Source organism: Frankia sp. CgKIO3 (assembly GCF_977946435.1).
Window position 1 is genome coordinate 1 of the sequence record NZ_CDWTMO010000177.1, and the last position, 7697, is coordinate 7697.

The following is a 7697-nucleotide window of genomic DNA, read 5'->3' on the forward strand; positions in this document are numbered from 1 at the left end:
CTCCCCGGCCTCGAACAGCAACCCCGCCCCCGCCGGGATCCGGCCGTGCCGCACCGCTATCCCCGGGGTGTCGAGCAGCCCGAGCGTCCCGACCGGCACTGCGGCCACCTCCACCGCCCCCGGGCCGGCCTGCGTCGTCCGCCACCAGGCCAGACGATCCCGGCCCCGCACCGGCACCTCACATTCCAACCGGGCAAAGTGCTCGTCCTCCCACCGGCCCACGCCAGGACCCCCCTCGTCTCGTGATCACAACAAGGTGGCCCCGGGCAGGCCCCACCCCGTGGAACAGCCCGCCCGGAACCGTTCACAGCGCCCGCCGAGGACACGAAGGCCAACCCGACCAGAACCGCCGGGCATCACTATCGGCCACCGAACCAGGCATCACAGTGACCGTCGGGGCGCAGGGGAACGCCGCCACCATGACGGCACGGCACGGCATCCGCATGCCATCCGTGCCTTCCTGATGCCATCCCGTGACATTCGAGGCCGGCGGTCGGAACATGGCACCTGACCAGGACCTCAGACCCCGCCAGACAGTCGGAAGGACCGCTGATGGCCCCGCCCCGCAGCGACACGATGCTCGCCCGACTAGTTCATGATCGGAACTGGAGTTACGACGACTTCCGCCGTGTCTTCGACACCACCACCCGCACACTTAGCCGGGAAAACAACGATCTTCGGGTGCCGGAGCCACTCAGCGACCGGCAGGCGAAACGGTGGATCGCCGGCCAGGTAGCCACCAGGCCCTATCCGGCGGCATGCCGGGTGTTGGAGGAGATGTTTCACGTTTCCGTGGAAGATTTGCTGACCCGGAATCCCACTCGCTACCGTGAGACACAGGCCATAGCCCCGCCGCCCATGCTACCACGTCCCGTCATGGTTCCCGCTCAGGCGGAGCCCAGCAGCGGGCCGCCCCGCGAGGAGATGAGTCCGTCGCGCCGCCGTGACCTACTCGGCACCGGCATCCTCCTTGCCGCCAGCACCGCCACGACTGGCGCCACCAGCCGCGCCGCGCAGATCTCCCGCGCCATCGCCGCGTCCACCCCGGACCCCCTCACAGTGTCGCCCAGCTCCACCAGGGCATCCAACGCCTCACCCGGATCTACTCCACGACACCGCACGCGGATCTACTCGGACCCGTCGAACAGGCGTGGGACGATGCGGAAGCCCGGTTGGAAACCAGAGTCACCGGCACCGACCGTCGCGACCTCGAACTCCTCGCCGGCCAATACGCCTTCTACCGTGGTCGACTCGCCTTCGACATGGGCGATGACGACGGCGCGTTGACGTTCTTCGTCCTCGCCGCTCAACACGCCCAGGCAGCCGGTAACCCACTACTTGCCGGATCGGTTGCCGCCATGCGCTCCGCCGTGGCCTTCTTCGCCCGCGAGTTCGAGACCGCTGCGGACATCGCCGCCCAGGCCCAGCCGCAGGCGCACCCCTATATCGTCCCGCTCCTCGCCTGCGCACAGGCCCGCGCCTACGCCATCACCAGCCGCGAAGACGAAGCACTAACCGCCTTGCGGACCATGAATGATCATCTCTGGACCGGCAACCGCCTGCCAGGACCTTCACCGATCGACGAAGAGTCCAGCGAAGCTTTCAATGCGGTGGTACTCGGCTATCTCGGCAAGGGTGACGAAGCCGAGCCACACGCCCGCGCATCGTTGGCGATGCTCAGCGGAACCGGACGGTACGTCAGCACCGCCGGCACCCATCTCGCACTCGCACGGGCCTTCATCCACCGCACCCACCCAGACCCCGAACAGGCAGCCACCGCAGCAAGTGACGCCCTCATGATCGTTGACGGCAAGGAAGTGACCAACGGCCCGACCTTCAACCGGGCCGCCGGTATTTGGCACACCCTCGCCCGCAACGAGGAGTGGGCACGGCTCGAACCCGTCCGCGACCTGGGTGAACAGGTCTCATCTGAGCGCCGTGCGCTCCCAGCAGGCCCAACCATCTAGATCGTCGCCAATGTTCTCTACCCCATTTTCAAGGGCGACCTTCGGCCGCCGCGGTGGGCCTGCCGCACGCGCCGCGCGCCGCCGTGCGCGCCGCGCCTACGGGATCGCCGCACCCGGCCGGGGCCCCGCCTCCCTCCGGTCGGCACCCCGGCCGGAGCGTCGTCCCGTCGGCCCGTCGGAGCGTCAGGCCCCCCGCCAGGGGGGTTCGTGACGATCGTGACGATCGGCGGTGAGGGTGCCGCTGGTCCACGCGGGTGGTCGACGGGTCGAGCGAGGTCCGGCGAGGGTAATGCCGTTGCTGGTTGTTGGGGCTCCGCCCCAAACCCCGGCCCTCGCTCTGGAGGAGGGGGGAGATGCCGCGTACGTCCGCTGATCTCCTCCGCCGCCCGGACCCCTGAAGGGCTACGCCGGAACCTCCCACCCGCGCAAGGGACGCACAGCACCCAGCACGGGGACGTGCCGTCGGCGCCCTTGCCCGGCCGGGAGAACCCGACGTAGGGCGCAGCCGCCCGACCGACGGAGGAGATCAGCTCAGCCCGGGGTCTATGAAGATCAAAAACTGGGTCGGGTGACGTCGCAGCCACCCGACCCGATCCTGATCATTTCTTAGGTGAACAGCGAGTCGACGAGAGCGCAGCCCACCGGATCGCCCGTATCCAGGACGTCACGTACTGCAAAGACGCGGACCCCCGTGCAGCGCAGCATGCCCAGTACCGCCATGCGCCCCGCTTCAGTGGTGGCCAACCGGTCGATCGTGTCGACGACCACCAGGTCGTAGGCGCCGGAGTGGACGAGCCGGACGACCGCCGCCCACTCATGCAGCCTGTCACCGGTCTGGTAGACTGTCCCACCGGCCTGCCAGGCCCGTGCCGAGCATGCCGCAGCGAACACCGCCCGCTGATCATCCCGTTCGGTCACGCTGACGTCCTGACGAACGAAGTTCAACGCCCGCGCCAGCCCCGGCATCACGCATCCTCGCCGGATGCGCGGCAAGCCGACACGCCGTCCGACGCCTCAAGCAGACCGAACCACACCGCATCAAGGACCGCGAGGCTGTTAGTGCTCGTCACGATGCCGATCATCGCGGACAGGTCACGCAGCGCCGACGCCGCGGCACGAGGTTCCCGGGCGGACCGTCGTCCAGCTCAGCCGCCACCAATGCCAGCGCCTCGCGCACCCTGGCAATCAACTGATCAACGAGGTAGGCGCTCTGCCGCACCGGATCATCTGGCATAGTAAACATAGGTTCCGCTCCTGATCTGGCAGGTTGTGGGACTCAGGCCCGGATCGGTGTTCCCGCACCGGTCGGGCCGCTTTCGTTGCTGTACCTACATCATCGCAAACTTTGTATAGGTTGTTGAAGGCCGGAAACGGCAAACGGCCAGCAACCCCAGGCGAGGTCACCGGCCGCCGCACGGTAGCGGGTCTTGCGTTACTCGCTCTTTGTGATCTCTCGCTCGTCTTCCGATCGGGTGCCGTGCCAGATGGACGCATACGTAGCCTGTACCGCCAGATCAGCCCACCAGGTAGCCGCCTCACGATCCGTGCTCATAGCGTCGACACAGACCCGCATGCCGCCCGGAAACACGAGTACCGGCCGACGGACCTGGAAACCCGGTATGATCGGCGGCATCTCGACTGCCGGAGGTTCCGCCGGATGCGCCATCAGCACCACACTAAGATCCGAACGCATGCCGTCCGGCAGCCGAGACTCACCATCTGAGATCATGGGCATAGGTCACGTTCCCTTCCAGGAGGATGCGAGATCAAGGCCCTGGCGGAGAGAGTGGGAGCTCACCGCCAGGGCCGCCTATTGGGGCACCCCAAGAGTAGCGAGATGCTTGGGATGCCGCAATAGGCTGTAGCCCATGGGCGAGAACGACCTGTGGACGACGGGCGATATTGGACGACGTCTCGGCATCACGGCCGAGCGTGCCCGCCAGCTTTCCCACCGCCCAGACTTCCCCGCACCGCATATCGATCAAGGTACGGTCCGTCTCTGGCAACCCGCCGACGTCGAGACATGGATCACGCAGTACCGACCGGCAGCCGCCAAGAGCCAGCCGCAGCCCTAGGCCCCAGCCATGCCGAGTCGTTGCCCTCAAGGATCAGCCAAGACCCGAGAGGACGACTCCGCCTAGCATGGCCAGGCATGACCGACCAGAGGTAGCCCGCCCCCCGTCTAGATCACGAAGGGGAAAATGTGTCTTCGCCGATCCCTTGCGGGATAAAGCGGACACAAAACCCTCTGGAGAGGCAAGTCTCCCTCGTTGCCGCAGATCTTGGACTCGCGACGAAGAGTCCTAATGTGACGCAAAGCACACCGCTGGGACGCAGCGTCGGCCCATTTCAGTGAAGATCGGCACTCAATATCCTAATGTGCCAGGAAGCGGCGCCACCCTCGACGTCGAGGAACCAGGACATGGCCCGAGACGGACGGAGGGCGCACAGTTGCGGATTGCGTTGTTGTCGTACCGGAGTCTGCCCACCTGCGGTGGCCAGGGTGTGTACGTCCGACATCTGTCCCGCGAACTGGTCGCCCTGGGGCACCGCGTCCAGGTGGTGAGCGGGCCGCCGTACCCGGTGCTCGAGGAGGGGGTCGGCCTCACCGAACTGCCCAGCCTCGATCTCTACCGGGACTCCGACCCGTTCCGGTGGCCCGGACTGGCCGAGTTCCACGGCCTGCCGGACGTCGTCGAGTTCGCCATGATGCGGACCGGCCAGTTCTCCGAGCCGCTCGCCTTCAGCCTGCGTGCCTGCCAGGCCCTGCGTCCCAGGGCATCCGGGGGCCGACCGCCGTTCGACATCGTCCATGACAACCAGGGGCTGGGATACGGCCTGCTGGCGCTGCGGGCGGCCCTGCGCCCGTACCGGATCCCGGTCGTGGGCACCGTGCATCATCCGATCACGGTCGATCGCCGCCTGCACCTCGCCGCGGCAACCACCTTCACGTCCCGGCTGGGCCTGCGCCGGTGGTACTCGTTCCTCCTGATGCAGGCCCGGGTCGCGCGGGGGCTGGACGGCATCGTCATCCCGTCGGAGAGCTCCCGGCGAGAGATCATCGCAGACATGAACCTCCCCTCAGCGGTCATGCACACGGTTCCGTTGGGAGTCGACGCCGACGTCTTCACGCCGGCACCCTCGGGCAATCCGGCGGTTCCGGGCCGTGTCGTCGTTGTGACCAGCGCCGATGTTCCGCTCAAGGGCCTGCTCGTCCTGCTCGAGGCGCTCGCGAAGCTGCGGGTGGATCGCTCGGCGCACCTGGTCTGCGTCGGCAAGGCCCGCGAAGGGGGAACGGCCCAGCGCCAGGTTGCCGAGCTGGGCCTGGCCGACGCCGTGACGTTCCGTTCCAACATGCCGGAACTGGAGCTGGTGGACCTGTTGCGCTCCGCCGAGGTCGCGGTCGTTCCCTCGCTGTACGAGGGGTTCAGCCTGCCCGCCGTCGAGGAGATGGGCTGCGGGATCCCGCTGGTCGCCACCACCGCCGGGGCGCTGCCCGAGGTCGCCGGTCCGGACGGGGAGGCCGCATTGCTGGTCCCGCCGGGGGATGCGGGGGCCCTGGCGGACGCCATCGGTTCCCTGCTCGACGACCCCGAACGACGGGCCCGAATGGGTGCCGCCGGGCGCCGCCGGGTGGAGGCGCGGTTCTCCTGGCGGGCGGCCGCCGCGGCCACCGCGGACTGGTACGCCGAGCGGATCGCGGCAGTCGGCGGGACGCCCACCTCCCCCTTCCCGGGACCTCCCGTCCCGGAACTGGGATCGGCGGCCCGCTGGGCGCCGCCCGTCCCGCCCTCCGGGATGCCGGCACCACTGTCCACACCAGCCACCGCAACGCCAGCACCGCTGTCCGCACCCGGCGCCGGGGCGTCCGCACCGGCGTCGTCGACGCTGACCGGCTGACGGCCGACGCATGCTGACCGTCGACTTCGACCGGTTTCCCGTCTCCGCGGGCTGCCGGCTGCTCGACCTGGGATGCGGCGCCGGGCGGCACACGTTCGAGGCGTTCCGACGGGGCGCCGAGGTCATCGCGCTGGACTACTCCGCCGACGAGGTCGCCGGCGTCAACGCGATGCTCGCCGCGATGGCCCTGGAGGGACAGGCTCCACCCAAGGCGAAGGCCGCCGGAGTACGCGGTGACGCGCTGGCGCTGCCGTTCGCCGACGGCACCTTCGACCGGATCATCGCCGCCGAGGTGCTCGAACACCTGCCCGCCGACACGGCGGCGATGGCGGAGATCGCCCGGGTGCTGCGGCCCGGGGGATGGGTGGCGGTCACCGTCCCGAACCGGTTCCCCGAGCAGGTGTGCTGGAGCCTGTCGACGGCTTATTACAGCGTCGAGGGGGGCCATGTCCGCATCTACCGCCGGGACGAGCTTCGTGACCGGTTGACCGCGGTGGGACTGGAACCGGCCGGCACCCATTTCGCGCACGCCCTGCACGCCCCGTACTGGTGGCTGCGGTGTCTCGTCGGTGTCCACGACGACGGCCATCCGGCGACGCGGCTTTACCACCGGCTGCTGGTGTGGGACATGATGCGCCGTCCCCGCATCACCCGCCTCGCCGAGCGGGCCCTCAATCCGATCATCGGCAAGAGCATCGTGCTGTATCTGAGGAAGCCGGAGGTAACGCGTGCGGCCGGTTGAGTCTGCTCCGGTCCTGACCCCCGAGACGCTCACCGCGACCGCGACCGCGATCGCCGTTGTCCAGGAGCCGGACGGCGCCATCCCCTGGTATCCCGGTGGCCATACCGACCCGTGGGATCATCTCGAATGCACCATGGCCCTCGACCTCGGCGGCCTGGTCGACGCCGCCGACGCCGCGTGGGCCTGGCTGTGTCGCAACCAGCGGCCGGATGGATCCTGGGCGACGAGCTACGTCGGCGGCGCGGTCAAGGAGGACTTCGCCGACAGCAACCAGTGCGCCTATGTCGCCACCGCAGCCTGGCACCGCTGGTTGGCCACCGGTGACCGCGCCTTCCTCACGAGGATCTGGCCGGTCGTCGAGGCGGCCCTGGACTTCGTCGTCGATATGCAGAGCCCGACCGGACAGATCTGGTGGGCCCGGTCGTCGGACGGTGTCGACTACCCCGAGGCCCTGCTGACGGGATGCTCCAGCACGTTGCACAGCCTGCGCTGCGGGATGGCGCTCGCCGCCCTGGTCGGGGAGGTGCCACCGGCCTGGGAACGGGCGACCGGCGCGCTGCGGCACACCCTCGTCGCTCACCCGGAGTACTTCGCCCCCCGCGACCGGTGGTCGATGGACTGGTACTACCCGGTGATCGGCGGAGCGCTGCGCCGGTCCGCGGGTCGGTCCCGGCTCACCAGCCGGTGGGACGACTTCGTCGTCGACGGTCTGGGTATCCGCTGCGTGGCTGACGAGCCCTGGGTCACGGGGGCCGAGACCTGCGAACTCGCCATCGCCCTGCATCTCGTGGGCGAGACCGCCGCGGCGACCAAGTTGGTCATGGACATGCAGCACCTGCGGCACGCCGACGGGAGCTACTGGACGGGCTGGCAGTTCGAGACCACGACGTTCTGGCCTGCCGAACAGTCAACCTGGACCGCGGCGGCGGTGATCCTCGCGGTCGACACGTTGGCCGGCGGGGTCACCGAGACCCTCTTCCGCGGCGACGACCTCCCCGAGGGGACCTGTGTCCTCGACAAGGAGTCCGACGAGCCTCGGCAGGGCGGCAGGCGGCTTCCGGAGCCGCGGACGGAGGTGGGGACGGAGG

At 68.9% G+C, this 7697-nt stretch carries 8 protein-coding genes and 1 pseudogene; 5 read left to right on the forward strand and 4 right to left on the reverse strand.

The annotated features are described in order from the left end of the window. Together AC08OJ_RS16760 and AC08OJ_RS16765 are read right to left on the reverse strand one after the other, a co-directional pair. Window positions 1-222, reverse strand: a pseudogene (locus AC08OJ_RS16760) (DUF397 domain-containing protein); the annotation flags it as partial. A 665-nt stretch (window positions 223-887) separates the two neighbouring features. Further along, window positions 888-1121, reverse strand: coding sequence for a hypothetical protein (locus tag AC08OJ_RS16765; RefSeq protein WP_476596220.1), 234 nt, complete (start codon window positions 1119-1121; stop codon window positions 888-890). Window positions 1122-1172: 51 nt separating this feature from the next. On the opposite strand from AC08OJ_RS16765, the gene AC08OJ_RS16770 reads away from it, so the two are divergent. Beyond that, window positions 1173-1967, forward strand: a complete 795-nt coding sequence (locus AC08OJ_RS16770; protein ID WP_476596221.1) for a hypothetical protein — start codon at window positions 1173-1175, stop codon at window positions 1965-1967. Window positions 1968-2573: 606 nt separating this feature from the next. Here the strand turns inward: AC08OJ_RS16770 and AC08OJ_RS16775 are convergent. Both AC08OJ_RS16775 and AC08OJ_RS16780 read right to left on the reverse strand, forming a co-directional pair. Continuing rightward, window positions 2574-2933 (reverse strand): hypothetical protein, encoded by a 360-nt coding sequence (locus AC08OJ_RS16775; RefSeq protein WP_476594432.1) that lies wholly within the window; start codon window positions 2931-2933, stop codon window positions 2574-2576. A gap of 112 nt (window positions 2934-3045) precedes the next feature. After that, window positions 3046-3210, reverse strand: coding sequence for a hypothetical protein (locus AC08OJ_RS16780; protein WP_476594431.1), 165 nt, complete (start codon window positions 3208-3210; stop codon window positions 3046-3048). Between the two features lie 625 nt (window positions 3211-3835). On the opposite strand from AC08OJ_RS16780, the gene AC08OJ_RS16785 reads away from it, so the two are divergent. The 4 genes from AC08OJ_RS16785 to AC08OJ_RS16800 all read left to right on the forward strand — a co-directional run. After that, window positions 3836-4042 (forward strand): DNA-binding protein, encoded by a 207-nt coding sequence (locus tag AC08OJ_RS16785; RefSeq protein ID WP_476594430.1) that lies wholly within the window; start codon window positions 3836-3838, stop codon window positions 4040-4042. A gap of 376 nt (window positions 4043-4418) precedes the next feature. Then, a complete protein-coding gene (locus tag AC08OJ_RS16790) occupies window positions 4419-5867 on the forward strand; it encodes a glycosyltransferase family 4 protein (protein ID WP_476596222.1) in 1449 nt (482 codons plus the stop codon). A 10-nt stretch (window positions 5868-5877) separates the two neighbouring features. Next, a complete protein-coding gene (locus AC08OJ_RS16795; RefSeq protein ID WP_476594637.1) occupies window positions 5878-6609 on the forward strand; it encodes a class I SAM-dependent methyltransferase in 732 nt (243 codons plus the stop codon). Further along, window positions 6596-7697 (forward strand): hypothetical protein (locus AC08OJ_RS16800; protein ID WP_476596223.1); only part of this gene is annotated, 1102 nt, incomplete at its 3' end. The genes AC08OJ_RS16795 and AC08OJ_RS16800, both read left to right, overlap by 14 nt.

Bases quoted from the DNA above. Each gene is read 5' to 3' on its own strand.
- AC08OJ_RS16775 (WP_476594432.1), bottom strand. From the start codon at position 2,933: ATGCCGGGGCTGGCGCGGGCGTTGAACTTCGTTCGTCAGGACGTCAGC.
- AC08OJ_RS16780 (WP_476594431.1), bottom strand. From the start codon at position 3,210: ATGTTTACTATGCCAGATGATCCGGTGCGGCAGAGCGCCTACCTCGTT.
- AC08OJ_RS16785 (WP_476594430.1), top strand. From the start codon at position 3,836: ATGGGCGAGAACGACCTGTGGACGACGGGCGATATTGGACGACGTCTC.
- AC08OJ_RS16795 (WP_476594637.1), top strand. From the start codon at position 5,878: ATGCTGACCGTCGACTTCGACCGGTTTCCCGTCTCCGCGGGCTGCCGG.